Below are 24,562 nucleotides of genomic sequence, written 5' to 3' on the forward strand. Positions count from 1 at the left end.
GAATTAGAATAAAATATGAAACGCGTTTCAGAGCAAGAGATTTTTTAAAATAGGTGAGTACATGACGAATATTAAAGACTTAGCGAAGATGGCTGGGGTGTCGGTAACCACAGTCTCCCGTGTATTAAATGAGCATCCCTATGTGAGTGAAAAGAAAAGGATGGCTGTACTAGAAGCGATTAAAGCTACAAATTATCATAAAAACATTAATGCCGTACACTTAAGCAAAGGAAATACATTGCTTATGGGCGTAGTACTTCCTTTCACAGGGCATCCCTATTTTGCTTCATTATTGAAAGGAATCGCAAGAATTGCATTAGAGCACGATTATAAATTGGTATTGTTTCAAACAGATTATTTAGAAAGTAGAGAACTCGATGCACTGCTGATGCTGAAAGAAAAGCAGATTGATAGCTTAATCATTTGCTCAAGAGCATGTAGTTTGGCAACAATTGAGGAGCATCTACACTATGGTTCAATTGTGCTATGTGAAAATATTAAACGAGAACAAATTTCTACCACATTTGTTAACCATTATTCTGTCTTTTTTGAAGCGCTTGAGTATTTATATCAAAAGGGGCATCAGAAAATTGGCTATTGTATTGGCAGAAGATCCGGGAGTAGTAGCAAAAAAAGAGAGCAAGCTTACAAGGATTTTCTTGTGAAATACGATTTACATTTTAGACCAGAATATATTATGGATAACTGTCTCTATGTTGAGGACGCTGAAAAAATAATCAAGGAATTAAAAACGATGGAAGTGCCTCCAACTGCATTGTTAGTAACAAATGATCAAATAGCAGCTGGGGTTGTGACTTGTTGTCATAATGAAGGGATTGCGATTCCTGACGAGTTGGCTATTATCGGTTTTGATAATCAACCGATTGCAAAAATGATGAACATTACTACAATTGATATTCCACACGAACAAATGGGAGAGAATCTTTTTTTACAAGCGGTAGGAGAAGAAATTAGCCATACGGAAGTAAAGGTAAAATTGATTGAACGCGGTACAGTATGAGGAGGGGAAGCCATGAAAACGTCTGTTATTACGACTGAAAGATTGAATTTAAGAGAAATGGGAAAAGAAGATGCTCCACTTTTGCAAGAAATCTTCTCAGACCCTGTTGCGATGAAATATTATCCTTCTATAAAAGATGAAAAACAGACTTTAGATTGGATTGAGTGGACCTTAAGGAATTATGAGAACTATAGTGTTGGGCTTTGGATTGTGGAGGACAAAGACACGGGAGAATTTCTCGGTCAATGTGGAATCGTGCCTCAAGAGGTAGATGGAGAGATTGTGATGGAGATCGGGTATCTTTTTGCCAGAAGAGTCTGGGGAAATGGCTATGCAACGGAAGCAGCAGCTGCTTGTAAACACTATGGTTTTGAACAGATGAACTTAAGTAAAATAGTTTCACTTCCTGATGTAAATAATATTCCATCAACAAAGGTGGCAGAACGTATTGGTATGAAGGTTGAAAAAACAATTCATAAATGGGGAAAAAAAGTGTTTGTGTATTCTGTTTCTAAGGAAGGGGAAATCAAATGAAACCTAGAGTTACTGTTATTACCATCGGAGTTAATGATTTAGAAAGGGCGTTAGTATTCTATCGTGACGGATTAGGGTTTCCGACGGAAGGTATTGTTGGCCAGGAATTTGAGCATGGGGCTGTTGCTTTCTTTGACCTCCAGCCAGGATTAAAGCTAGCCATTTGGAATCGGAAAGATATCGCTCATGAGGCAAAAGTGTCACTCGATGCAAAAAGTTCGACTGCATTCACACTGGGACATAATGTCGGAAGCAAAGAGGAAGTGGACAGGGTAATGGAACAAGCTTTGAAGGCTGGAGCTATTATTTCGGACCCTGCTCATAAAACGTTTTGGGGAGGTTACTCAGGATATTTTCAGGACCCTGATGGTCATTTATGGGAAGTTGTCTGGAATCCACAGTGGGAATTTGAGGAGTAAGGAGGCCTTTGTGCTATGAAGCTAGATCGGGACACTCAATATATTAGGGATGTTAGTTTGAAAAGGGAACAGATTTTTTCCTTTGATAAATTTCCACTTAACTTACCAGTAATTCGTCATTTAGATAAGATTGTCTTCCACCCGAATATTACGTATATCGTCGGAGAAAATGGCACCGGAAAATCTACTCTACTAGAAGGAATTGCACTTAGTCTCGGATTTAATGCAGAAGGAGGTACTTTGAACTTTAATTTTTCCAGCTATGATTCTCACTCGGATTTGGACGAATATCTTCGCGTGGTAAAAGGGGTAGAACGAGCAAGCGATGGTTTTTTCTTTCGAGCGGAAACCTTTTATAATGTTGCGACTAATATTGAGGAAATGGACAAAGAGCCTGGTGGAAGGCCGATTATTGATTCTTTTGGAGGGAAGTCGCTTCACGAACAATCTCATGGAGAATCCTTTTTTGCGGCTTTTATGGAGAGGTTTGGAGAAAATGGACTATACATATTAGACGAACCGGAGGCAGCGTTGTCCCCATTAAGACAGCTGTCGCTGTTAGCTAGAATACATGAACTTATCAATGAAGGTTCTCAATTCATTATTTCTACCCATTCTCCAATCATCATGGCCTACCCACAAGCGAAAATCATCCAGCTAACTGAAGAAGGAATGTCAGAATTGCATTTAGAAGAGACTTCCCATTATTCCATTATGAAACAATTTTTCGAAGACCGAGATCGGCTGTTATACCATCTCTTTCAATAGGTAAATGATTTAATTTCGTAAAATTTTTTCGAAAAATTTCCTTAAATCTGGACTAGCACCTTACCACTTTTCTTTTTTTGCCATATAGATATGGTAGATAGAAAGGAAGGGAGGCTAAACATATGATCTTAACCATCATAAGAAATTTTGTCGATAATAACATTGATACAGTAGATGATTTATTGAAAGATATTCGCGAACTATTTAAAGCATTATTCAAAGACGACGATTAGTACAAGAAGAGGTAGCCCGTCCTGCTTATCCAAGAGTTATTTTGGGAATTGAGCATTGTAATAATATCAATGATGATTTTTCTCCAATGTCATCATTGTTCTCTTTTTCTTCTAAAACAGATCACCCCCTAAAGTTCAATTTTGGAAGGAATTGAAATAGTAGAAAGCTAACCTACCTTTTAGTCTCTCCAGGACCATGCGCGGGCATGGTCCTTTTCTCTAAATTTGAAAGATAGTAAAATAGTTTGATTATTTTGAATAGACAATTCCTACCAAGTGTAATAAAATGGAAATACAAAAGCTATTTTTATATAAGGAGTCCTTGAAATGATTAACGTAATATGTGTTTTACTATGGTTATTTGCCTTATGGAAATGGGGAGATTGGAAGAATTGGGAGAAATATTACGGGACCATTCTTTTCTTTATGCTAGGCGACTTCCTGTATTTATACTTATTGTCCGATCATTACCCAATGTGGAAATATACTCCACCCGATTTATTTGGAAAATATGATTTAGCCAACACGCATATTTCACTAGCAATTATTCTAGTCAAATATCCTGCCACGATACTCATCTTTTTACCTAAATTTCCTGCACAAAACATTTTTAAACAAATACTCTATTTCGCTTTCTGGGTCGCCTTATATGGTGTGAATGAACTAATAGATTTACAGTTAAATAATATTACATACGACAACGGTTGGACCTTTTGGTGGTCCGTTCTCTTTAACGCAGTTATGTTCTTCATCTTATGGATTCATTCTAAGAAACCATTAGTCGCATGGCTATTATCAATTATCTTTATCGTGTATTTATGGCAAACCTTTGATGTTCCAGGAATTGTATTTCGTTAACTTGTAGCCGACGCATATGTATGTGTCATTTTTTTTTGATCAAATTTGGAGGAGGTTTAGGATGATCATCATGCTAAATGGAGCTTTTGGAGTAGGAAAAACAACAGTAGCAAAGGAGTTACATAACACCATGAAAGATACAATGTTGTATGATCCTGAAGAAGTTGGCTTTATGCTAAGAAGTATCATAACAGAAGATATCAAATTCCCAGAAGAACGAACAGATAATTTTCAGGATTTGAAGCTTTGGAAACAACTTGTCGTCCAGGTTGCTGAACAATTAAGATACCGGTATAACAAGCATTTGATCGTACCGATGACGATTTATAATAAAGATTATTATCACTATATCTATGAAGGATTTAAGAATATAGATAAAGAAACCTATCATTTTTGCCTAATAGCAGAAGAATCCACGATTCATGAACGGCTTCGGTTGCGAGGTGAAAAGGAAGGGAACTGGTGTTATCAGCAAACAAGTATGTGTGTTACGGCATTTCAGGAGGCAGAGTTTGCATTAAGGATTAAGACGGATGGAAAGAGTATTGATGAGATTGCGAATGTAAAAGAGTGTGAAATTGATGCTTAGGAGATACATAGAAAAGTATTTACGTTATGATGAATTCAGGAATTGTGCTATTAGGAAATAAGAGTATTGGTGGTGTCAAAAATGAAAGAATTCATTAAACAAGCCTATAATGAATTATCCGATGATTATGAACATAATGTGGACACTCAGAGTGCCTACAACATTTACTACGAGCGCCCAGCTATGATAAAGCTTCTCCCTGATGATTTGAAAAATAAGAAAGTCCTCGATGCTGGGTGTGCGGCAGGTTGGTATACGGAGCAATTCATCGAGATGGGGGCAGATGTGGCCGCTGTTGATATGAGTCCAGAAATGGTCGAAGCTACAAAGAGGCGTGTAGGAGAAAAAGCTGAGGTTTTGTGCTGTGACTTAGAAGGCAAATTACCTTTTGCTGATGAGTCCTTTGATTTGATAGTAAGCTCTCTCGTACTCCATTACGTTGGGGATTGGAAGCAAACATTTGCCGAGTTCCAAAGAATCTTAAAACTAGATGGGACTTTTATTTTTTCCGTTCACCACCCAATGATGGATATTCATTTATCCGAAGAAAAAGAGTATTTTAGCACCGAACTAATTATCGATACATGGAAAAGGCAAGGGGAATTGATAAAAGTTCCGTTTTATAGACGACCGCTTCAGTCGATTTTGAACGAAACCGTCCTCTATTTTTCCTTAAAGAAAATCGTAGAGCCGCAGCCTGTTGATGAATGTAAGGAAAAAGCTCCTGAGAGTTATGAGAGACTAATGAAAAATCCACAATTTCTCATCATAAAAGCTCAAAAACCATGAAATAAGAGAAATTAGGGGGATAAATTTTTGAAAGTGCAATTTAAAGAATTTGAAGTCAATCAATTAAAATATCATATTAGGTTTGCAATAGAAAAAAGATGCAAAGTACCTATCACAAGTAAGGCTTAAAATCGATGGTGAAACGGAATTTCTTGATCGAGTACCAGGTGAGGCTTATCTAGATGAATCTAGTTTTAAGAGGACTCTGAGAGTCCTAGAAACCTATTTTTAGTTGCTGAAGTCGGTGGGGAAATTGTTGGTTTCGCTCGATGTGAAGGGAATAACTTGAAACGTACCATACATAAAGTAGAATTTGGTATTTGCATTTTAAAAGAGTATTGGGGATTTGGAATAGGAAAGAACTTGTTGGTGAACGCCATTCAATGGGCCGATTCTCATGGAATTAAGAAAATAACGTTAAATGTACTCGAAACGAATGAAAAAGCAATTAAGCTTTATCAGAAGTTTGGATTTGAAGTAGAGGGAATATTGAAGTGCGACAAAATTTTATCAGATGGAAAATATTATAATACGGTTGTAATGGGTAGATTTCAGGACTAATAGGGAGGGGAAGGTTATGACGACTATTGGTTTGATTAGGCATGGAATCACAGCATGGAATGAGTTAGGCATGGCACAAGGACGTACGGATATTCCGCTCAATGAGCTAGGTAAGCAGCAAGCGATGAAAATTGCTGAAAGACTATCTTTCGAAGATTGGGATATGATTGGTTCAAGTCATCTTTTAAGAGCTGTGGAAACAGCTACAATTATTGGTGAGAAAAGAAATATGCCAATTACCTTTCTTGATGAACGAATACAAGAACTGAACTGTGGTGAAATTGAAGGTACGACTGAGGAGGAGCGAGCCCAAAAATGGGGAAGTAATTGGCGAGAACAAGACCTCGGTATGGAAACTGTAGAAGAAGTATTCAATAGAGGGATGCAATGTATAGATGAAATCGTTCAATTACATAAGGGAAAAAAGGTTTTGCTCGTAAGCCATGGTGCAATGATCGGCATACTGTTGCAACGTTTACTGCCAGATGTTTTTAGGTCCACCTATATGGATAATACGTCTCTAACTATACTTACGAACACAGATGGAATTTGGGATTGTAGACTTTATAATTGCAAGAAACACCTGTAAATTCCTGTCCATGAATGACTCAACTTTACATATCTTTAAATTATATTAAGAGCACAGGCATGAGAATACGGGAGGATGAAATGAGCACTGTAGGTATGGTTTTAGGCATCATATTAATGCTCTCTCTTTACGGGGGCATGAACTTTTTTATTGGTAGAAGGATTTTTCAATTTCTTAGATTTCCTTTTCCGCATTTAAATGGAAAGGTGTTTGCGGGTATATACATAGTGTTAGCATTATCGCTGATGATCGGAATTTTACCGTTACCTCCTGAAATTAAGGCAATCATGAGCTGGATCGGCTCTTATTGGATGGGTATTTTTGTTTATCTATTAATACTTTTACTAGTGGCTGAATTAGTTATCTTACTTGGAAGATTAATAAAAGTTATTCCAAGACCCATCCCTAAATCTATTCGTTTTTATAAGGGCGCAATTGTACTTTTACTAACGATTGGTTTGGTTAGTTATGGGATGTATAACGCAAATCAGATTAAGCAGGTTTCCTATGAAATTCAAACGAAAGAATCAACAATGGCTACTGAGATGAAAATAGTCATGATCAGCGATTTGCATTTAGGAGCCGTTAATTCCGAGAAACATCTTGAGAGTATAGTCCAGGGGATCAATAATTTGGATCCGGATCTTGTGTGTTTAGTGGGAGATGTTTTCAATGATGATTTTAATGCCATACGAAATCCGGATAGAGCAATTGAATTGCTTAAAAGTATTAAGGCGACGTATGGCGTTTATAGCAGTCTGGGAAATCATGACGGTGGAAACACGTTTAACGAAATGACTAGTTTTCTGCAGGAAAGCAATATAAAGCTCCTAAATGATGAGTACGAGATTATTGATGAGCGATTGGTACTGTTTGGACGGGTAGATCCGACACCAATAGGCGGGTTTGGAGACCTGAAAAGAAAAGACACGAAAGATATTATGAAAACGGTAGCTTCATTGCATACAAACATGCCTGTTGTCATGATGGATCATAATCCTGCAAACATTGAGGAGTATGGCAATGAAGTGGATTTAATCATTTCTGGACATACGCATAAGGGGCAGATTTTCCCGGGTAATTTGATAACAAACGCCCTATATATTGTAGATTATGGACATTACCAAAAGGATGCTGAAAGTCCCCATGTAATCGTTTCTTCTGGCGTGGGTACTTGGGCAATGCCAATGCGGATTGGTAGTAATAGTGAAATAGTGAGTATTTCTTTGCGATAGGCTTAAAGATACCATACCGTTCTTAAATAAAAAACGGAGCGCGATCCCTTGTAGGGCAGCGCTCCATTTTTTTGATTTTTAGTATAAACAAAATGTTTATTCTTTTATTTTATTCCAATGTCCACATGCTCAAAGCTAGAAACCTTAAACAATCCAGTATCGGTAAGCTTCAATTCTGGAATCACTGGTAATGTTAAAAATGATAGGGTTAAGAACGGATTAAATTCAGACCCTGCGCCAATGGTAGCAAGTGCTTCATCGAGTTCTTTTAATTTTCTATAAACCTCTTGGTGAGGTTGTTCGGACATTAATCCAGCGATAGAAAGGGGGAGGGAAGCAATCACTTGTTTGTCCTTTACGACTATGAGACCACCTTGTATCTCCCTTATCATATTTGCAGCAAACGCCATATCTTCATCAGTGGTTCCAGCAATCACTAAATTGTGAGAGTCATGAGCGATTGTTGTGGCAATGGCACCTGAATGGAACCCGAACCCTTTTACAATCCCGAGTCCCATAAGTCCGGTCATATGATGGCGTTCAATGACTGCAAGTTTCAATTGATCTTTTTTAATAGAAGGCTTAAAAAAGCCTAAATCACACATATTGATACTATCAATATGATGTTTTGTTACGAGACTGTTTGGAATAATTTCGATGATATTTGATTGATTTAAAGGATGGACAATTCGAAAATCTATTGGTCTTATTTCGTGAAAATGTACAGAGTTTGTTAACGGTATCGTGTCCTCGTAAATATTTTCTCTCTTAAATGGGAGAAGTTGGCCATTTTTCACAACAAGGGAGCCATCTTTAAAAACCCTAGATATTTTAATAGTTTCTAGCTCATCTAATAGAATAAAATCGGCTTGATACCCTGGTGCAATGGCCCCTTTATTGCCAAATCCAAAGCACTCGGCGGCGTTAATCGAAGCCATTTGTATCGCCGTAATGGGAGGAACCCCTAAAGAAATAGCCATTCTTACATTGTGATCAATACTGCCTTCCTCCAAAAGATCATCCAAATGTTTGTCATCTGTGACAAACAAACATCGTCTTGAATTTTGTTCATTGACGACAGGAATAAGTTGTTTTAGATCCTTTGCAACCGTACCTTCGCGAATCATGAGATACATTCCTCGTCTTAGTCGTTCCTTGGCTTCTTCAGCTGTTGTGCTCTCGTGGTCTGTTTTGATATTGGCGGATAAATATACGTTCAGTGCTTTAGGCGATAGGCCAGCACCATGACCGTCAATCTTTTTTTCATGAGCGAGGGCATCAGATATTTTTGTTATCATATCTGTCTCTGCATCTAACACAGCAGGATAGTTCATGACCTCAGCAAGGCCAAGGACCCTTGGATGTTCATAAAAGGCACGTAAATCATTTGCCTCTAAAATAGCTCCTGAATGTTCAAATTGCGTGGCAGGTACACAGGATGGTAGCATAAAGAAGAAATCGAAGGGGAGATTCTCGGTCGCATCAAGCATGTACTCGATACCTTTAACTCCTAAAACATTGGCTATTTCATGTGGGTCTGCAATAACAGTAGAAACGCCATGTGAGAGGAGGATTTTCGCAAATTCACTTGGAGTTAACATCGATGACTCAATATGAACATGACCATCTATAAAAGTAGGGGAAACATATTGACCAGTAGCATCTATGACATTCCTTCCATCATACTCACCAATTCCGACAAACACGCCGTCGACAATGGCAAGATCACCTTCCATAATTTCACCGTTGAATACATCAATGATTTTCCCGTTCTTAATCACTGTGTCCGCTAGTTCTTTTCCAGAGGCCACAGCGATTCTTTTCTTTAATTTTTCCATCATACGGATCACCATCCTTTCTTAAAGTAATGCTCTTTTCTCAATTCGCATTAGAGAATTGAAAAAAGAGCTATAGAGATATTTTAGTAATGGGTTTTAGTCATGGAATCGTTCCATAACGCAAATGGAAGATTATTTTGCTCCAGCATTATTTGCTCCATTCGAATTTTTCTTTTTTCCATTGGAAGGGCAAGCTCCTCGTATATAAACTGGTCATCAAATCCAACCTTTGCCGCGTCTTCTTTCGTACTTGCATAGTAAACGGCTTTCGGGCGTGCCCAATAAATGGCGCCAATACACATTGGACAAGGCTCACAGCTAGTGTAAAGTTCACAATCATCTAACTGGAACGAATTCAAATACTGACATGCTGCCCTAATGGCCTGAATCTCAGCATGAGCAGTGGGATCATTTGTAGCAGTAACTTCATTTCGTCCAATTGCAATGATTTTCCCATTTTGGACAACTATCGCACCAAAAGGGCCACCATGGACGGATGTAACATTTTCTGTCGCGACATTTATCGCTTTTTGCATTAGCTCAGTTTCACACATGTCATTTCTTCCTCTCTCTGTATCGTTTCAAAAAGGTATTTCAACTATTATTCTATATGTTGTAAGAAAATTCTATTTATTTGTTAGATAATTTAACATATATTTTTCGAAGCAAGGGTCGATATAACTAAAACCTAATAATGTATATTTGCTAAGATATGGAAGAATCTGGACTAATTTAATAGAACGAATATTATAAAAATACGAAAGAATTCGTAAAAATATGAAACAATTTCCAGTTTGAATCGTCTGTATAGAATGAGGTTATTTAGTTATGTCCTTTGTACCATTTTTTAGGGGTGGGAAAGCATGAAGCTTAGAATATATATGATTATAATATTATGGTTTGCGATCGGGATGGTACTACAAGGATGTGGCTCCACAAAAGCCCAAACAGCTTCAAGTAAATTAATCCATGCAGAAAAGACATTGCCTTTAAATTATTTTGAGTTGGCAGAGCAAGGTGTTTTAGTATATAAAGCATCGAATCAGGATGAATTTAAAGCATTATGGGAGAAGTTTCGGCTTAAAGAAGAATTACAAAATGAACTGGACTGGGGTAAAAAAGTCGCTATTTTTCTAGGTATTGTTGAATCAGGAACATGTCCATTACAATTTGAATCTGCTGAATTAGCCGGAGAAAATACGGAGATTATGGTACGACTCGAAGGAAGTTCAGAAATGGCATGTACAGATGATGCTACACCTAGGACGATTGTGATTGAGATGAATCAAAGCGAATTAGCTGGTGTTAGCTATGTGAAAATAGACAATTACTTTGGGATTAATCCAAGAGTTGAATTTCACCAATTGGAGGAGGAAAATAATTAAATAAGGAGAGGTAGAAAACTACCCACTCCTCATCATTATCGAAAATATTTCTTCAGTGCTTTTTGCAACGTACCTAATGTTATTGTGTTTTGATCAAATGAAAAACCAAGGGAAACTATTTTTCTTACCACATCTGGTCTCAACCCTGTTATGACTGTGCTGCAACCCATCATTGACCCACCATCAATAACCTTCATTAATTGGTCTATTACATCGGGTTCCATATCTGCTATACCGGATAAATCCATTATCAAGGTCTGAATCCGTAATAAGCCAATCTCGGTTAGTACTTTTTCCTGAAGTACACTCATTCTTAAAGAATCCATTGCTCCAATTAAAGGGAGTATTGATACGGAAGGAGTAATCGGAATAATTGGGACTGATAATTTCTCCACGAGTTCTCGATGCGCTTTGAGTAAAGAATCTTTGTAAGTGGAATATTTAATAAAAAATGTATTCAAAAATCGATCTACGTGATTATTAATTTGACGCTCTAAATCAAAAAAATCATTGATATTAGAGCCGTTTGAATACTCTTGGAATGCTTGGATGAAACTCCACAATGTTCTTCGAATTGCTTGAATCCACTCAAGTTTAAAGGTTAAGTCAATCGAATGAGTTGCCCATGCAATTCCTTCTTGCTTCGCAAATGCGCTTAGCTCTTCTTCTTTTCCCTCAATTATATAAAAGGAAAGCGTATGAGCATTGTTGACTAAGTCAATATTCCCGATTGCGAGAATTTCATTTATCTTATCCTTAACGTTTACTGCCTCTGATAATAGAGTTCTTTCAAATTCCAAATGATTTGCTTCAATGAATTCTCTAAGGTTAAGTGCTTCATTATATGTATATTCCATCTTGTACCTCCATTTGAAAGACTACTAAACTATTACCCGTTATTTTGATACCTAAACCTTTTTTACTAGAATATTTTACCTATTTTAAAAAAGAGGCTTTTTAAAATTGTTAAGGTTTGCGATGATAGCGATTTGTCCAGTGTGGTACGCTTCATGTGTAAAGACGTGATCAAAGAGCCACTCTACCGTTGGTTCAGAAGGGGGGACCCACCCATCTGAAAATGTGGGCACTTCAACAACTTCATTGAACATAGAATGCTCCAAAGATTGTAAAAGAGTGTCTGTTTCATTTCTTATTTGGATGTAACTGTTTACGAGCTCAGAAGGTGTACTATTTTCGTCTATTCGAAGAGAGAATTCTCTTTTTAAGTAAATGCTATTAATCCAGTAATCCTCACTCATGGCAATATGAGCCACAATCCAGGCGATTGATTTCGGATAGGCACTTGATTTCTTATACCAGTCGATTGGATCAAGCTCTGTTAAATAGGGAATCAGGGTCTTGCGTATGTCATTTCGATAGGGGAAGTGCATTTAGAAACCACCTTTATATGTATCTTTTAATATAGACTATATATGCAATTACAAAAAAAGGAAACCCCTGGTACAAGCCAAAATCAGGGGAGGTTGATTAGACATAGGAGTGGTTATGCCGAAATTTTTTATCTTTAACGATTGTCTTCAGGATGTAACTTATAGATGGTATTTCCATGTGTATTCTTAAGTATTTCCAGTAATTGTTCCGCCATATAATTTGAACTATAGCTAAATCCTTGATTTACCCATTCGATAATCATGCCAAAAATCGCATAGGCATGATAGCTAGCCTGAATCTCTCGATTGATTTTTGAGCTTACGTGCTGGTTGAAAAGATCCTGCAATGCTAAATTTTTAATTACTTCACAAATCTTATTCTGAAAACCAGATAAGTTGGTTGATTTAACGATTAATGTGTAGAAGCTTCCATATTTGCTCACGTGGTCAAAGATTTTGATCGCAGATGATGTAAGATTTTTTATATCAAAATTATCGATGCTTTTATATGGTTCACGATAGGAATTTGTTAAATCAGTTATGATATCATCGATAAGTTCCTCTAAGATATCCTCTTTGTATTGATAATTTTTATAAAAAGTACCTCGGTTTAAGTCAGCCAATTTTACAATATCTGTGATTGTAATCTCTTTAAAGTCTTTCTCTTTCATTAATGAGAGTAATGCATCTTTCAAAGCTTGTTTTGATTTTAGAATTCTTCGGTCGATGTTAGTAGACATTGTTACTCCTCTATTGTTTAATAAAAAACTTTAATGTACAAATGAAACTAAGAGTGTTGAAAAATAGACAAATCTCTCTTTGTTTGATGATTGAAACTACGTTATACAAAGATTATACTATATTTGAACTTAGATAATAAACAAGTGTTTATTAAATATCTAAGGGAAGCGTTTACAAATGGATGGAGGGTTTTTTATGAAACTTCAAAACAAGGTTGCTGTTGTAACAGGGGCTGCATCAGGCATGGGGAAAGCCATTGCAGAATTGTATGGAAAAGAAGGGGCAAAAGTTATTGTTGCTGACCTCAATCTTGAAGGTGCTTCAGCAGTGGCAGAAAGCATTAATAGTAACGGTGGGGTAGCGAAAGCAATCCAAGTCAATGTGGCAAAATTAGAAGATATTGAAAACATGATTGACACTGCTGTAAATGAATTTGGTACTTTGGATGTGCTTGTGAACAATGCAGGTATTATGGATGGATTTGAGCCTGTTGGGGACATTACTGACGAACGTTGGGAATTAATTTTTGATATTAATACAAAAGGTGTTATGCGTGCAATGCGTAAAGCAATTCCAATTTTCTTAGAAAAGGAAAAAGGGAATATCATTAACATCGCTTCAACTGGTGGATTAAATGGTGCTCATGCTGGTGCAGCATACGTTGCTTCTAAGCATGCGGTCGTTGGTTTAACTAAGAATACAGGTTTCATGTATGCACAAAAAGGTATTCGCTGTAATGGTATCGCACCAGGCGCGGTAATGACGAATATTGCTGCTTCTATGAAAAATGTTAACGAGTTTGGAGCTAGTCGTGCACAAGTAACCCAAGGAGTCATTCCTCGTGCTGGACAAGCAGAAGAAATCGCACAAGTAGCGCTTTTCTTGGCTTCTGATGAATCTAGTTTTGTGAATGGCACAATCGTTACTGCTGACGCTGGTTGGACTGCAGCGTTCTAAAAAAAATGGCTCTACTTCGTTAAGAAGTGGGGCCATTTTCTTTTATCTGTCCTGGAATAAGAAAACGAGTTAAAGTGTTTGAAATTCCCCTAATTCACGAATAAAATTACCAAATATATCAAAAAATATCCTTATCAAATAAAATGGTAAGGAAACCCTCATGAGAAATTTCAACCCAACAAATTCAGTTAATCCTTCAAAAAAAATTCGGAAATTCAAAGCCCATGTAAGTGCTTTCGGGACAACCCAACTTCATCTTCGAAATCCATATGTAATCGCATGGTGGTCAGCGGCTTTTCCTGGTTTTGGTCACTTACTTTTATCGAAATATTTAAGAGGTTATGCCTTATTTATATGGGAAATTTTAATAAACAATATGTCACACTTGAATCAGGCAATGGTATTTTCTTTTACTGGAAATATTGCAATGGCTAAGGGTGTCCTTGATCATAGATGGACGATTATGTATATTCCGGTCTATCTTTTTGCTATTTGGGATAGTTATCGAACCACTGTTGATATAAATCGAATGTTTCTTTTGGCTGAACGCGAAAATGCTGAATTCAATTCGTATGTGATGGCTGGTTTAGAAATTAACTATTTAGATAAAAGAAGACCACTCAATGCTGTCATTTGGTCACTTTTCTTACCAGGATTGGGTCAGCTATATATCCATAGAGTTGTAACGGCCATTTTTACCATGATGTTTATGGTGGCCTTTGTTTATTATTCTAATTTTCTTCTAGCGGTTCATTATCTTTTTATGGGGGATATTAGTCAGGCGACAGAAGTCCTAGACATACAGTGGCTGCTATTTATGCCTTCACATTATGGGTTTGCAGTATATGATTCTTACGTCAATACAGTGGAAAATAATAAGCTGTTCGAGAGTGAGCAACGCAAATATCTTATTGAAAATTATCAACTAAATCGCGTTAAAATACCTGTGGGGGAATTCAAGTAAATGCAAATATTTTCTACTTTTGAGCATTCATCGTATTTGGAATTAGCGATCACTTCTATAGAGCAACTGGGAATAACAAAAGAAAGCATTCTTGCTGTACCTCTAAATAATAGAGTCGAAGAAAGACGACTATTTGATAGTATTCATCGTGCCGATGGCATTAGTCTTTTTGATAAAGGGGCAGCGATTGGTACAGCCTTCTCCGTTGTTGGGGCAAGTGTAGGATTTGTACTTGAGTGGGGCCCCATTTATTGGGGAATAATTGGTGCTGCTTCAGGATTCATTTTAGGATTCATCATTGATTTTATCATTTTCAAAGTGGTTCATAAAAGGCAAAGAACGCTCAATGGTAAAAAGTCAGAAGTAGTTTTAGTTGTTGAATGTAAAAAAGAGTTGGGAGATAAAGTAGAACAATTGCTTTGGGAGAACTTAGCTTTAGGAGTTTCGAAAGTCGAGTAAGGGCATTATTTCATGAATCTACGAATAAACCAATTATGCCAATACAAGAATAGACTGACTACAAAGTAATATAAGACTGAATAGGAAATCTTCCAGCCTTTATAGTGTACGTATTCAAAAAACCTTGCAAGCTGCTCATAACATGTAGAAAAAATGATAATAAATAGGCAATACCAAATGGATTTCTTCCATTCTAATGGCATGAAATTTAAAAAAATAATCCCAAAACAAGCAGGTAAGGTAATCTCAATGATCACATCCGTTAATTGCGGTCCTGGCTTATTCAATAGATCATAGAAATTGAAAATTTCCCCTAAAGTCAGGTCTGACACAAGGACAATAAATGATATCACAATCCATGAAATATATATTTCTGACCAAGACAATCTTTTTGGCATGAAAATGAATATTACTGTAAGAATAATGTAGGATATAACGATAAAAGAAATTGTCATTTCTTTTCCCCTTTACCCAAAGATAGTATTTCCTATTATCCCACTATCGTCTTCAAATATCCCAGAGATAGAGATTAGATACTCTTATCTATTCATTTCTTCCTTGTAATTCCCATCCTGCCATTTGAAATATCCGTAAATAAGTATTGCTTGAGCTACGAAAATAAAAAATCTGCCCCATGTTGTAATATTCTTAAGTGTGTAAATACCCAGTACGTCTTGTAACAAGTAGTGAGCTGGAAAAACAGCGAACATGAAATCCAGAATGATATTCGTCATCAGATAAATCCAAAATTTTTCGTATGTAAAATAAAAAATCCATACCGTAATAACAGGAAAAGCTCCAAGTATGCCCGAAGCGAATAAAGGACGCAAAAAAGGGAAAAGGACCGTGTGTAATTCCCAATGTTCTTTGTTAAATGCATATACGTTGTAAAGCAACATGAGTAAGGTAGCAAACAGCCCGGCCGGCATATAGCGTCTAATCGATTCTCTTTTCATAAAAAACAATGATAGCCATGGTCCTATAAAGATTGCCCATAGAATAATTTTGTTTAGCATATCCTTCTCACCTTTAAGTCAATTATTGTATTAGTATTTTCTCCCAGCAAACAACATATACGAAACTTTTCACTAATGTTAAAATAAGGAAAAGGGGGATTTACATGTTTATGTTTGACGATTTTATGTTTCAGATTATACCGATCATTGTTGGAATCATTTTTGTTATTGTAATTGGTGGCATTCTTTTTACAGCTATTGGAGGCATTTCACGTTGGAGTAAAAATAATAGTTCTCCACAGCTGACTGTACCAGCGAAAGTTGCCGCTAAAAGGACAGCGGTTCGGGGTGGAGGAGAGACAAGGGCTTATAATGACTACTTTGTCACCTTCGAAGTCGAAAGTGGAGACCGAATGGAGTTAGAAGTAAAGGATACGGACTACGGTATGCTAGTTGAAGGGGATAAAGGAGAACTATCATTTCAAGGTTCTAGATTTCTTGGCTTTAAAAGAGCTATAGAACTTGGCGTCCAAGGTTAAGTAGAAAGAGAGCACCTCGCTAATTACTCGGTGCTCCTGGAGGTATATAGTATGGAGGAATTTTGATCCATCCTCTTTCTCTCATCTTTGATTTTACATCCATTCCGTAAACGCATTTTTCCGAATGGAATCGTATCCACATCAAGCCTACATCACTCCGAATACTTTGACTAATGTTTGTGGAACACATCACGATGTTTGATGCTACTTTTGCCGATAGAAAATTAGCGATCTCAGAATCGGTCGCCTTTACACCTGGTGGAACACGATCTGGATCCGATTTTGGTTTTGGTTCAGGAGGATTTGATAAGGGTACTCCTTCATTAACCAAAAAGGTTTCTAATATATTTTTTTGATGAAGACCAAGCTTTTTGCCATCATTTAATAATTCGATTAGTTGTGTGTCTGTTGTTGTGTTCAAGGATGCATCGATAACTGGAATTTCTTCTAAAAGGGCAGTTAAATAGAGCCAACAACCCATTGCTTCACCTATGTGCAGTCTAGGTTTAGGCTCTGTATCAAATCTTGAAACTAAGTAATCAAAAAACGCTTCGATTTTATTGGGCAAAGCGAACACCTCGAAATATGGAGTTTTTACTAGGATTTGTAGATTTATTGCTTTTATACATATTAAGTTTGGTGTGGGGGTTCTTGTATGTTGTCGTTAAAGCCAAAAGAAAGAAGTCCTCTAAGAATATTTCTTGGTAAAAAGTATTATCGATTAAGAAGGTATTTTGCATGGTTCAATGGTTCAAAGAAATATGCTTTAGCCAAAGAATCCAATTTGCTAAAAGAAGTTACTTTCTCCCATAAAACCTTACTTTTACGCGAATTGAAAGATGTGGATATGTGGTTGCAGCATAACAAAGTGATTAACCTAAAGATCGCGACAAATAGATTAAATAAAGTGGTGATTAGACCTGGTGAAACCTTTTCCTACTGGCGTTTACTAGGCAATACCACAAAGCGAAAAGGCTATGTTGATGGCATGATCTTGTTTTATGGAAAGTTCATACACGGTACGGGTGGTGGATTATGTCAGTTATCAAATCTGATTTACTGGATGACGTTACATTCTCCATTAACGGTTACAGAAAGGCACCGACATAGTTATGACGTTTTTCCAGACTCCAATCGAACACAACCATTTGGGAGCGGTGCAACCTGTGCATACAATTACATGGATTTGCAGATCAAAAATGAAACAGAAAATACATTTCAGTTAGTTGTATATTTGACGGATATGCACTTGGTTGGGGAATGGAGAAGCGAGGTCCCAACTGTAAAAAATTATGAGGTGTATGAAAGGGAACATATGATTACTCAAGAGTTTTGGGGAGGATATGTGAGGCATAATCTTATTTATCGCAAGGTTTTTAATCGAGATAAGATACTCATTGATGATGAATATGTAACCGAAAATCATGCGATTATGATATACGAGCCTTTTTTAGAAGAACCGAAGGAAAGTATTTAATTGATCTAATTTACGTAGTATCAAGTTTGTACTTAACGTCGATTTCTACTAATCTATTCCTTCTTTTTAGAAAGAAAAAATAATAAAGAAGAATGAGTCATCCTTTTGGGTGGCTCTTTTAAATTTAGGTAAATACTTCAAACAAATCCACTCCCATCATATCTCATTTCACCTGCTCATAAAATGGATAAGAAAGGAGTGGGGAATATGAATCGAGTCGCCACTGAATATTCGTATCTTAACTATCCCGATGATATGTTAGCCATTATTCGAGATGGTTTAAATAAAGGGACTACTCCAAAGAAAATCCTTATTGCTGGAGCGGGGATGGCTGGACTAGTGGCTGCTTCCTTATTGAAGCAAGCGGGACATCAAGTCACAGTCATTGAAGGGAATAATCGAATTGGCGGGCGAGTCTACACCATTAGACAGCCTTTCACTTTTGGGAATTATTTAGATGTTGGAGCAATGCGGATACCAGATAATCATCTTCTTGTTATGGAATACATCCGCCGTTTTAAGCTACAAACAAACAAATTCATCAACACTACCCCAAATGACTTAATTTTTGTCAATAATGTTTTAACGACTAGTTCTGAATATGAACAGAATCCAGATATATTACGCTTTCCGGTTGATGATTCGGAAAAAGGAAAAACTGCAAACGAGCTCTTTCTATCTGCGGTAAGACCATTTCTTGAACGATATCAAAACAGTACAACTGAAGAGCAAGAACAATTACTAGATCAATTCGATCGATATTCAATGGAAGATTTTTTACGAAACAACCCTTATGGTCCATCTTTATCTCTGAATGCGATAAGAATGATTGGTGTATTACTTGGCATGGAGGGATTTAGAGAACTGTCTTTTACAGGGATTATTACGGATATTATTTTCCCAATCTTTAATGAGGAAACAGAGTTTTATGAGATTAGTGGAGGAAATGATCGTCTACCAGTAGCTTTTCAAAATGAACTTCGGAATCAAATTTACATGAATGAAAGAATCATAAAAATTAGACAAAACGATAGAGGAGTCATTTTTCAAACGATTAATCAAGAAACAGCGGAACAACATACATTCTTAGGTGATTACGCGATAATTACAATCCCTTTTACTACGTTTCAGTTTATTGACGTAGAACCCTATAATTCAATCGATTTTAAGAAATGGCAAGCCATCCGAGAACTACAAATTTTAGAATCTGTCAAAATTGGAATTGAATTCAAACATCCTTTTTGGGAGAAATACAATGTGGGCCACGTCATATCTGATCGTCCAACAAGGTTTAGCTATATTCCTAGTCATAAAAGTACAAAAGGTGGGCCAGCCGTCATGCTTGCAAGCTATAGTTGGGGTCATGATGCTAGTTTGTGGAATAGTTTATCAGACCAGCAAATTCTCTTTTATGCTTTGAAGGATTTAGCGAAGGTCTATGGCAATGTTGTCTATGAAGAATTTCTTCAAGGAGTTACGTTTAATTGGAGTCGAAATCCTTATTCTGCAGGCTGTTTCACTTTGTTAGCACCTGGACAGAAAACAGACTTTGGAGATATCATACATCAGCCAGAGGGGAGACTGCACTTTGCTGGGGAACATACATCTTCCTTTCATGGTTGGATAGAAGGAGCGGTCGAATCGGGTCTCAGGGCTGCTTTTGAAGTAAATTCAAGATAAAAAAGTCTTTCTTCACCCTAACATGACAAAAATGTCACATTAGATGCTGTTATATCGATGGTTAGTGAAACCCATAGTCGATATAGTATAGTGGTGAAGGAGGACGATACAATGACAACTATCATACAAACCAAAAATTTATCGAAGTCTTATGGAAAAACACAAGTGTTAAAAAATATTGATTTAAAGATTGAACAAGGGGAATTCACAGCGATTATGGGGCCTTCCGGTTCTGGAAAAACCACCTTAATGAATACTCTCTCAACTATCGATAGCTTTAATGGTGGTGAGGTTTGGATCGAAGGAAAATCGCTGTTAGATATGAAGAAGAAACACTTACGTGAATTTCGTCAAAAAAGAATGGGCTTTATTTTTCAAGATTATAATTTACTCGATACTCTAACGGTAAAGGAAAACATATTGCTACCACTCTCTTTGCAAAAAACACCCATAACTGAAATGGAAGAGCGATTAGTAAAGATCGTTGAGGCATTGAATATTGAGGGGATTCTACATCAGTACCCTGCTGAAATTTCAGGTGGACAAAAGCAGAGAACAGCTGCTGCAAGGGCGATTATCACCAATCCAGCCATTGTATTTGCTGATGAGCCAACAGGAGCACTAGATTCTCGCTCAGCAACACAATTATTAGAACAAATGCAGTTACTTAATAGCCTGTTTAAAACAACCGTCATGATGATTACTCATGATCCATATGCAGCAAGCTATTGCCAGCGAGTTATCTTCTTGCGTGACGGAAAAATCGTCAATGAAATGTTTAAGGGAGATCAAACGGAAAAGGAATTTTTTGACCGCATCTTAAACGTTCAAAGCGTCTTAGGGGGCGAAAGACGATGAGCATTGTAGATTTATCTTGGAGAAATATGAAGCGGAACTTCCGTTTATATACGATCTATTTCATTTCTATGCTTGTCGGGGTCGTCATCTTTTTTACCTTTTCTGGCTTAATGTTTAATAAAGACGTCGTTGAGGCCATTCAGAATAAAGAAGACTACAAATTTGCTATTTCGATTGCTTCCGTGGTCGTCTTTTTGTTCATCGTATTCTTTATTTTGTATGCTAACTCATTTTTTATGAAGCAACGGAAAAAAGAATTTGGTATGTATTTACTGTATGGCATGAAGGAAAGACAAGTGGCGGCAATGGTCTTTTTTGAAACTTTATTCCTTAGTGCGATTGCGGTTTTCGGCGGGATATTAATCGGTGGATTATTATCGAAGTTTTTCGGAATGGTGTTAATGAATCTAATGCACTACAAGGAAGACATTTCTTTCTCTTTCCCGCTAGAGGCTATTTCTTTAACGATATTGCTATTTGCACTATTAATCATGATAATTACGATTCAAAGCTATTTCAATGTCCGTCGCGTGCAATTAGTTGAATTGTTCCATGCGAAAGAAAAAATGGACAAACCGTTCAAGTTTTCTTCTCTGTTAGCAATTGTATCAATTCTATTAACTGTAGGGTCTTATTATACGATTACGCTATCTGGACATTCAGATATATGGAAAGAACATTTTAATGAAACCTTGATTGGAACAACTGTGGCTTTGATTATTGGAACCTATTTATTTTTCCGCCAGTTTTCAGGGTGGATTTTGCAAAAAATGAGTCAAAATAAAAATTACTTTCATGGGAACAAAATGCTATGGATTTCTTCCCTGCGTTTTTCCATTCGAGGGAATACGATAAACTTTACGTTTAATGCTCTGATTAGTGCAGTTGTGATTTATGCTGTTGGTTTTATCGCAGTGGATTACGCGATTAAAGGTCAGGTTGTGAAAGAAGAATTTCCAAACCATATTGCCTTCTCAACGCCAGATGATGAATCACTAAAGAAAATTGAACAAATCATGAATGAAACACATCCAATTATTGCTCATGAAACGATAACCGGAATTCAAACGGAAAAAATTCAAGACAGAAAAGCATACTTTGCTTACCCTGAATACTATACAGAAGAGTTTTACCTTTTTCCCGAATCACAATTAAATACGATTGTGGATTTGCGTGAAGTCGGTGATAAAGTCAATGTAGAAGGGGAGGAAGCCATCCTATTAACTAGAGGGATAGATGACCCTAAAAAATATAAGACGTCTCAGCCTGAAATTACGGTTTTAGAAAACCATACATTTCATATAGTAGAGAAAATACGTTACCCGCTTTTAAGTATTCCGACGAGCCCTGGTGGGGATACTGCACAACAACCATCGGTACTCGTGATTTCAGACGAATCTTTTGGGAGTTTAAAAGCAAACAGTTCACTTTCGTCCTATGAACTATACAAAATTGAAAACCCGAAAACAGCGAATGACGTATCTAGGGACGTATACGATATCGTGATGAAAACAGGAGGCGCCTATTATTCATCTTATATCGATCAGTATTCCTCGAATATTGAGTCATCATCTTTAATATTGTTCTCAGTGGCATTTTTTGCAGTCATTGCCTTGTTTGCTTTGGGAAGTGTCATCTACTTCAAGCAACTTCGCGAAGCGACAGAAGAGAAGGAGCACTACGAAGTATTACGAAAAATTGGTGTTGATGACAAAGAATTGAAAAAGATTATTCGGAAGCAATTGTTATTCGTATTCTTACCTCCATTAATCCTTGGACTTGTACACAGCTGGTTTATTTTATATTACTCAGTCATTTCGGTTATAAAAGATCTTCCATCATTAACGACGATTATTTTCTCTGTCATGGGATTTTACGTCTTAACGTATTTTATTTTTTATATATCATCAACATCGATTTACTACAAAATCATCAATGAAAAAAGCACACGGTAACTTAGTTTCGATTTTGTCCCCCTTTTGGGGGCAAAATTTTTACTCACCGTGTGCTTTTTGTCGTATTAGATACGGATCATGGTTTTTCGGAAAATGAATGATAAATTGGGTGAAAGAGCCAACCTCTGATGTGCAGGTAATATGATGGCCGAGTTTATTTGATAGGGCTTGTGCCAAATATACGCCCATTCCCGTTGACTTCGTATAGACGCGGCCGGTTTCTCCAGTAAAACCTCGATTAAAAATACGCGGGAGGTCTTTTTGACTGATGCCAATCCCATTATCACGAATTAAGAGCTGCTTTTCTTTTGCTGTCTCTATAGTTGAAATGGTAATCTCTCCACCATTTTCAGTATATTTTAAGGAATTTGTCATAAGTTGATTTATGATAAAATGGAGCCATTTCGGATCACTTTGTACCTCAAGTGTTTCTGCATTAAAGTTCATCCGAATCTTTTTTGAAAAAAAGGTTTTAGAATGAGCCTTTATGATCTCTTTTGAAATTTGAATCACATCACAATTTTGGATGTCGTAGTCCTGATTGAAACTATCGAGCTTTGCGTAGTAGAGCGCCTGATCGACATAATTTTCAATTTTTCCGATTTCCTCCCTTAAACTTTCAGCGTCCATATCGGTTTGCTCTAGTAGTCGAAGGACGGCAATAGGTGTTTTGATTTCATGGAACCAAGAGACGATAAAATCATAATGTTCCTTTTGCCTGTTTTGTATTTCATTCATTTCACGGATATGCTCACGTGCTAGCTCATCAATATACTGCTTTGCAAGTTCACCTTCAAGTGTAAGGCTATCTATATCTTCTATTTTCATTTGCCTGTACTGGTGGTAGCGAAAAATTAAAAATCCGATAAGCACAAAGCTTGAAAGGGTTAGGGCATAGAAAAATGTTCCCCACGCCCAACCGCTATCACTAGCTGTAGTGAATACTAGTGTAGGAATTAATCCTCCTAGTAGATACAAGTAAATATATGGCTTTTCATAGGAAAGGAAACGTAATATGCTCATTCGATTAAGTACCCCAGTCCTTTTCGAGTGACAATGAAGTCTTCTAATCCGAGGGCTGTAATTTTTCTGCGCAACCGATTCACGTTTACGGTCAAGGTGTTATCATCGACGAACTGTTCTTCATTCCATAGAGCCTGCATCATATCCTCACGTGAAACAATTTTTCCGATATTTCGCATCATCAATTGCAAAAGGATGAATTCATTGCGGCTTAGTTCAGTGCTTTGGCTTTCAAATTCGATCGTTGATTTTGTGACATTCAGTTTTAAGCCACGATGAGTAAAACTTAAATTGTCATCTTCCTGATAGGTGTATTTACGTCGAAGTAGTGCAATGATTTTTGCAACAAGAATCCCCAAATCAAAGGGCTTTTGGATAAAATCGTCACCTCCCATATTGATGGCCATAATGATGTCCATATTTTGATTTCTCGAAGAAAGAAAGATAATTGGTACCTTAGAAACAGCCCGAATTTGCTGGCACCAGTAGTAGCCATCAAAAACAGGAAGATTGATATCTAATAGAACGAGGTCTGGGTTATTATGCTCAAACTCTGTTAGAACCTCGTCAAATCGCGTCACTTCTACTACTTCGTATTGCCATTTCTTTAATGTATCAGCAACAATTCTTCTAATTTTTTCATCATCTTCAATCAACATGATTTTATACATTAAATCCCTCATCTAATACAATAGTCATTAACTCTATTTTAACACAAAATCATTTCTACTATTTGGTATTGA

The 24,562-nt window shown here is 36.9% G+C and carries 28 protein-coding genes and 1 pseudogene; 19 read left to right on the forward strand and 10 right to left on the reverse strand.

All coding sequences use genetic code 11. The features are described 5' to 3' along the window. Positions 1-61 precede the first annotated feature (61 nt). From FA727_RS04470 to FA727_RS04515, 10 genes and pseudogenes are all read left to right on the forward strand, one after another. Positions 62-1,021: a LacI family DNA-binding transcriptional regulator gene (locus tag FA727_RS04470; RefSeq protein WP_136829510.1), complete on the forward strand. Its 960-nt coding sequence runs from the start codon at positions 62-64 to the stop codon at positions 1,019-1,021. Positions 1,022-1,033: 12 nt separating this feature from the next. Beyond that, the gene (locus FA727_RS04475; RefSeq protein WP_136829511.1) at positions 1,034-1,555 is read left to right on the forward strand and encodes a GNAT family N-acetyltransferase; all 522 of its coding nucleotides are present in this window, start codon (positions 1,034-1,036) and stop codon (positions 1,553-1,555) included. Then, entirely contained in the window at positions 1,552-1,974 is a 423-nt protein-coding gene (locus tag FA727_RS04480) for a VOC family protein (RefSeq protein WP_136829512.1), read from the forward strand. Before FA727_RS04475 ends, FA727_RS04480 begins: the two co-directional genes overlap by 4 nt. A gap of 15 nt (positions 1,975-1,989) precedes the next feature. Then, complete coding sequence (locus FA727_RS04485; RefSeq protein WP_136829513.1) at positions 1,990-2,742, forward strand: AAA family ATPase; 753 nt, start codon at positions 1,990-1,992, stop codon at positions 2,740-2,742. A 560-nt stretch (positions 2,743-3,302) separates the two neighbouring features. Further along, positions 3,303-3,833 carry a CBO0543 family protein gene (locus FA727_RS04490; protein ID WP_136829514.1) on the forward strand — a complete coding sequence of 177 codons (531 nt, stop codon included), beginning with the start codon at positions 3,303-3,305 and terminating at the stop codon, positions 3,831-3,833. Between the two features lie 61 nt (positions 3,834-3,894). Further along, positions 3,895-4,422 carry an AAA family ATPase gene (locus FA727_RS04495; protein ID WP_136829515.1) on the forward strand — a complete coding sequence of 176 codons (528 nt, stop codon included), beginning with the start codon at positions 3,895-3,897 and terminating at the stop codon, positions 4,420-4,422. An 81-nt stretch (positions 4,423-4,503) separates the two neighbouring features. Then, the gene (locus FA727_RS04500) at positions 4,504-5,211 is read left to right on the forward strand and encodes a class I SAM-dependent methyltransferase (RefSeq protein ID WP_136829516.1); all 708 of its coding nucleotides are present in this window, start codon (positions 4,504-4,506) and stop codon (positions 5,209-5,211) included. A gap of 27 nt (positions 5,212-5,238) precedes the next feature. Next, positions 5,239-5,772 (forward strand): annotated as a pseudogene (locus FA727_RS04505) (GNAT family N-acetyltransferase). A 16-nt stretch (positions 5,773-5,788) separates the two neighbouring features. Then, on the forward strand, positions 5,789-6,361 hold the full coding sequence (locus tag FA727_RS04510) for a histidine phosphatase family protein (protein WP_136829517.1): 573 nt from the start codon (positions 5,789-5,791) through the stop codon (positions 6,359-6,361). An 80-nt stretch (positions 6,362-6,441) separates the two neighbouring features. After that, complete coding sequence (locus FA727_RS04515) at positions 6,442-7,596, forward strand: metallophosphoesterase (protein ID WP_136829518.1); 1,155 nt, start codon at positions 6,442-6,444, stop codon at positions 7,594-7,596. 104 nt (positions 7,597-7,700) lie between these two features. Here the strand turns inward: FA727_RS04515 and ade are convergent, their stop codons facing one another. Beyond that, a complete protein-coding gene (ade, locus tag FA727_RS04520; RefSeq protein WP_246041683.1) occupies positions 7,701-9,437 on the reverse strand; it encodes an adenine deaminase in 1,737 nt (578 codons plus the stop codon). A gap of 80 nt (positions 9,438-9,517) precedes the next feature. Then, the gene (locus FA727_RS04525; RefSeq protein ID WP_136829520.1) at positions 9,518-9,988 is read right to left on the reverse strand and encodes a nucleoside deaminase; all 471 of its coding nucleotides are present in this window, start codon (positions 9,986-9,988) and stop codon (positions 9,518-9,520) included. A gap of 309 nt (positions 9,989-10,297) precedes the next feature. Here FA727_RS04525 and FA727_RS04530 point away from each other — a divergent pair, with 309 nt between their 5' ends. Next, entirely contained in the window at positions 10,298-10,819 is a 522-nt protein-coding gene (locus FA727_RS04530; RefSeq protein ID WP_136829521.1) for a hypothetical protein, read from the forward strand. A gap of 35 nt (positions 10,820-10,854) precedes the next feature. Here the strand turns inward: FA727_RS04530 and FA727_RS04535 are convergent, their stop codons facing one another. The 3 genes from FA727_RS04535 to FA727_RS04545 form a co-directional block, all read right to left on the reverse strand. Further along, on the reverse strand, positions 10,855-11,676 hold the full coding sequence (locus FA727_RS04535; protein WP_136829522.1) for an STAS domain-containing protein: 822 nt from the start codon (positions 11,674-11,676) through the stop codon (positions 10,855-10,857). A gap of 84 nt (positions 11,677-11,760) precedes the next feature. Further along, positions 11,761-12,210 (reverse strand): DinB family protein, encoded by a 450-nt coding sequence (locus FA727_RS04540; RefSeq protein ID WP_136829523.1) that lies wholly within the window; start codon positions 12,208-12,210, stop codon positions 11,761-11,763. 134 nt (positions 12,211-12,344) lie between these two features. Continuing rightward, positions 12,345-12,950 carry a TetR/AcrR family transcriptional regulator gene (locus FA727_RS04545; protein ID WP_136829524.1) on the reverse strand — a complete coding sequence of 202 codons (606 nt, stop codon included), beginning with the start codon at positions 12,948-12,950 and terminating at the stop codon, positions 12,345-12,347. A 196-nt stretch (positions 12,951-13,146) separates the two neighbouring features. Between FA727_RS04545 and FA727_RS04550 the strand changes: the two genes are divergently transcribed. From FA727_RS04550 to FA727_RS04560, 3 genes are all read left to right on the forward strand, one after another. After that, positions 13,147-13,908: an SDR family oxidoreductase gene (locus FA727_RS04550; RefSeq protein ID WP_136829525.1), complete on the forward strand. Its 762-nt coding sequence runs from the start codon at positions 13,147-13,149 to the stop codon at positions 13,906-13,908. A 160-nt stretch (positions 13,909-14,068) separates the two neighbouring features. After that, positions 14,069-14,872, forward strand: coding sequence for a hypothetical protein (locus FA727_RS04555; protein ID WP_136829526.1), 804 nt, complete (start codon positions 14,069-14,071; stop codon positions 14,870-14,872). Continuing rightward, a complete protein-coding gene (locus tag FA727_RS04560; RefSeq protein ID WP_136829527.1) occupies positions 14,873-15,331 on the forward strand; it encodes a hypothetical protein in 459 nt (152 codons plus the stop codon). 5 nt (positions 15,332-15,336) lie between these two features. Here FA727_RS04560 and FA727_RS04565 read toward each other — a convergent pair whose 3' ends face one another. Beyond that, positions 15,337-15,786, reverse strand: a complete 450-nt coding sequence (locus tag FA727_RS04565) for a hypothetical protein (protein WP_194138504.1) — start codon at positions 15,784-15,786, stop codon at positions 15,337-15,339. 84 nt (positions 15,787-15,870) lie between these two features. Continuing rightward, complete coding sequence (locus FA727_RS04570) at positions 15,871-16,347, reverse strand: hypothetical protein (protein ID WP_136829528.1); 477 nt, start codon at positions 16,345-16,347, stop codon at positions 15,871-15,873. Positions 16,348-16,451: 104 nt separating this feature from the next. Between FA727_RS04570 and FA727_RS04575 the strand changes: the two genes are divergently transcribed. After that, the gene (locus FA727_RS04575; protein WP_136829529.1) at positions 16,452-16,826 is read left to right on the forward strand and encodes a DUF2500 domain-containing protein; all 375 of its coding nucleotides are present in this window, start codon (positions 16,452-16,454) and stop codon (positions 16,824-16,826) included. Between the two features lie 19 nt (positions 16,827-16,845). On the opposite strand, the gene FA727_RS04580 is transcribed toward FA727_RS04575, so the two are convergent. After that, positions 16,846-17,403, reverse strand: coding sequence for a DUF3231 family protein (locus FA727_RS04580; RefSeq protein ID WP_438646603.1), 558 nt, complete (start codon positions 17,401-17,403; stop codon positions 16,846-16,848). Between the two features lie 78 nt (positions 17,404-17,481). On the opposite strand from FA727_RS04580, the gene FA727_RS04585 reads away from it, so the two are divergent. The 4 genes from FA727_RS04585 to FA727_RS04600 all read left to right on the forward strand — a co-directional run bounded on the left by FA727_RS04585 (position 17,482) and on the right by FA727_RS04600 (position 22,796). Continuing rightward, positions 17,482-18,303 (forward strand): VanW family protein, encoded by an 822-nt coding sequence (locus FA727_RS04585; protein WP_136829531.1) that lies wholly within the window; start codon positions 17,482-17,484, stop codon positions 18,301-18,303. 207 nt (positions 18,304-18,510) lie between these two features. Then, positions 18,511-19,983, forward strand: a complete 1,473-nt coding sequence (locus tag FA727_RS04590; RefSeq protein WP_136829532.1) for a flavin monoamine oxidase family protein — start codon at positions 18,511-18,513, stop codon at positions 19,981-19,983. A gap of 111 nt (positions 19,984-20,094) precedes the next feature. Beyond that, positions 20,095-20,841 (forward strand): ABC transporter ATP-binding protein, encoded by a 747-nt coding sequence (locus FA727_RS04595; protein WP_136829533.1) that lies wholly within the window; start codon positions 20,095-20,097, stop codon positions 20,839-20,841. After that, positions 20,838-22,796 carry an ABC transporter permease gene (locus tag FA727_RS04600; RefSeq protein ID WP_136829534.1) on the forward strand — a complete coding sequence of 653 codons (1,959 nt, stop codon included), beginning with the start codon at positions 20,838-20,840 and terminating at the stop codon, positions 22,794-22,796. The genes FA727_RS04595 and FA727_RS04600 overlap by 4 nt, the downstream gene beginning before the upstream one ends. Before the next feature lie 39 nt (positions 22,797-22,835). Here the strand turns inward: FA727_RS04600 and FA727_RS04605 are convergent, their stop codons facing one another. Next, positions 22,836-23,819 carry a sensor histidine kinase gene (locus FA727_RS04605; RefSeq protein ID WP_136829535.1) on the reverse strand — a complete coding sequence of 328 codons (984 nt, stop codon included), beginning with the start codon at positions 23,817-23,819 and terminating at the stop codon, positions 22,836-22,838. Continuing rightward, on the reverse strand, positions 23,816-24,490 hold the full coding sequence (locus tag FA727_RS04610; protein ID WP_136829536.1) for a response regulator transcription factor: 675 nt from the start codon (positions 24,488-24,490) through the stop codon (positions 23,816-23,818). The genes FA727_RS04605 and FA727_RS04610 overlap by 4 nt, the downstream gene beginning before the upstream one ends. Between the last annotated feature and the right edge of the window lie 72 nt (positions 24,491-24,562).

This window comes from Robertmurraya kyonggiensis (assembly GCF_005116465.1).
Classification (GTDB): domain Bacteria; phylum Bacillota; class Bacilli; order Bacillales; family Cytobacillaceae; genus Robertmurraya; species Robertmurraya kyonggiensis.